This is a genomic window from Pseudomonas sp. UYIF39, assembly GCF_029963765.1.
Classification (GTDB): Bacteria; Pseudomonadota; Gammaproteobacteria; order Pseudomonadales; family Pseudomonadaceae; genus Aquipseudomonas.
This window is the reverse complement of the sequence record NZ_JALBYU010000063.1, coordinates 1-2,086: the sequence shown is the minus strand read 5'-3', so window position 1 is coordinate 2,086 and position 2,086 is coordinate 1. Positions and strand designations below refer to the sequence as shown.

General features: G+C 54.1%; 1 protein-coding gene and 1 pseudogene. Both read left to right on the top strand.

All coding sequences use genetic code 11. From position 1 onward, the window contains the following. Positions 1-272 precede the first annotated feature (272 nt). Entirely contained in the window at positions 273-542 is a 270-nt protein-coding gene (tnpB, locus tag MO767_RS30790; protein WP_282483612.1) for an IS66 family insertion sequence element accessory protein TnpB, read from the top strand. A 106-nt stretch (positions 543-648) separates the two neighbouring features. Beyond that, a pseudogene (locus MO767_RS30785) lies at positions 649-2,086 on the top strand (IS66 family transposase); the annotation flags it as partial.

Below are 2,086 nucleotides of genomic sequence, written 5' to 3'. Positions count from 1 at the left end.
CGTCAAGATTAAATTCCGAAACCCCTATCTGCGTATGCAGGTAGGGGTTTTGTTTGTCCTCGAAAAAAGCATCCTGAGACTGGCACGGAGGTTGGTATCCGTCCGGCCAACACACCGTCCTGGCCCCGACGCCAAAGGGCGATGGTGTGCAATTAAATTAAGTGGACACCATTTCTAGCCTTTTAAGCGTATCCGCTCCATGAACTCCACATTCCAAGCGGATAGCTGACGGCTGATGCTGTGCTCCCGATTTCCATCAGGAGCCCATCACCATGATGCGTCCCAATGCCAGCGTTGAAAAAGTGTACCTCTACCCGAAGCCTGTAGATTTTCGAAAGTCCATCGACGGCCTGGCTGCGTTGGTCGAACTGGACATCAAAGTTGCGGTGTTCGACCCGGTGCTTTTCGTCTTTCTAAATCGCCACCGCAACCGCGTCAAAGTGTTGTACTGGGAGCGCAACGGCTTCTGCCTTTGGCTCAAGCGCCTGGAGTCTGAACGTTTCAAACTTTCCCTGATGAGGTCGCCGAGGCGATCGTGCTGACTGTCCAGGAATTGAACTGGTTACTGGATGGCTTTGATCTCTGGCGCAATCGTCCTCATAAGGTTTTAACGGCAAGATTCGTCGCCTGACGGGTATAATCCCCGGCATGAATTTGATACCCGAAGACCTTCCCGATGATCCTGTTTTGCTCAAGCAAATGTTGCTTTAGGCACTCAGTCGTCAGCAAGTAACGGCTGAGGCATACCAGATTCATATCGTCGATTTGAAAGAACAGATCAAGCTTCTGCGCGACCGTTAGTTCGGTCGAAAATCCGAGCAGACCATCGAGCCCAATACGCCGCAACTGGCGTTGTTCAATGAGCCCGAAAGCGAGCCGATGCTTCCAGTCGGCGACGCTGACGAAGAAGTTGTTGCTTCGACGCCACGTCGCGGCAAACGCAAGCCACTGTCGGCTGATCTGCCACGCGTCGAAGTGAACCACGAACTGCCCGAGCACGAACTGACCTGCGCTTGCGGCTGCCGCAAACACGTCATCGGTGAAGAAACCAGCGAACAGCTGGAGATTGTGCCGATGCAGATTCACGTACTCAAACACATACGCAAAGTTTACGGTTGCCGCGGTTGTGAAACTGCGCCGGTCACCGCAGACAAACCCGCTCAGATGATCGAAAAGAGCATGGCCATCCCCCAGCGTATTGGCCATGCTCTTAACCACCAAGTACGTCGATGGTCTGCCGTTGCATCGTTTCGAAACCGTGCTGAGTCGACACGGTGTGGATATTCCAAGACAAACACTGGCGCGCTGGGTCATTCAGTGCAGCGAACACTTCCAGCCCTTGTTGAATTTAATGCGCGACCGATAACTGGAAAGTCCGGTCATCCACTGCGATGAAACAAGAATCCAGGTACTGAAAGAGCCGGATCGAGACCCAACCAGCCAATCGTGGATGTGGGTGCAGGCCAGCGGGCCGCCGGATCGAAAAGTTGTGCTATTTGACTACACCACCAGCCGTGCGCAGGAAGTGCCTCTACGCCTGCTGGAAAGTTATCGCGGCTACGTGATGACCGACGATTACGCGGGTTACAACGCGTTGGCGTTGCAGCCCGGTGTTGAGCGATTGGCGTGCATGGCTCATGAGCATCGTAAGTTTGTCGACGCGCAGAAGGTGCAGCCCAAGGGAAAAACCGGGCGTGCCGATATCGCGCTGACAATGATCAATAAGCTGTACGGCATCGAGCGTGAACTCAAGGACGTCAGCGATGAACAGCGTTTTATCGGTCGTCAGGAGAAGAGCCTACCGATTCTGGGGCAGTTGAAAAGCTGGCTGGATAAAACACAGTCCCAAGTGACACCGCAAAGTGTGTTGGGTAAAGCCGTGAATTATTTGGCCAACAACTGGAGCCGTCTGGAGCGATACGTGGAGGCCGGTTTTTTACCGATCGACAACAACGCGGCGGAGCGCGGGATAAAGCCGTTTGTAATCGGGCGCAAGGCATGGCTGTTCAGCGGCACGCCCAAGGGTGCCACCTGTAGTGGTCTAATGATTCCGGACACCCATTTAGGCGAGAATGCTCGCCAGACT

Excerpts from the sequence above, each read along its gene's own strand:
- tnpB (WP_282483612.1), top strand. The coding sequence starts at position 273 with ATGATGCGTCCCAATGCCAGCGTTGAAAAAGTGTACCTCTACCCGAAG.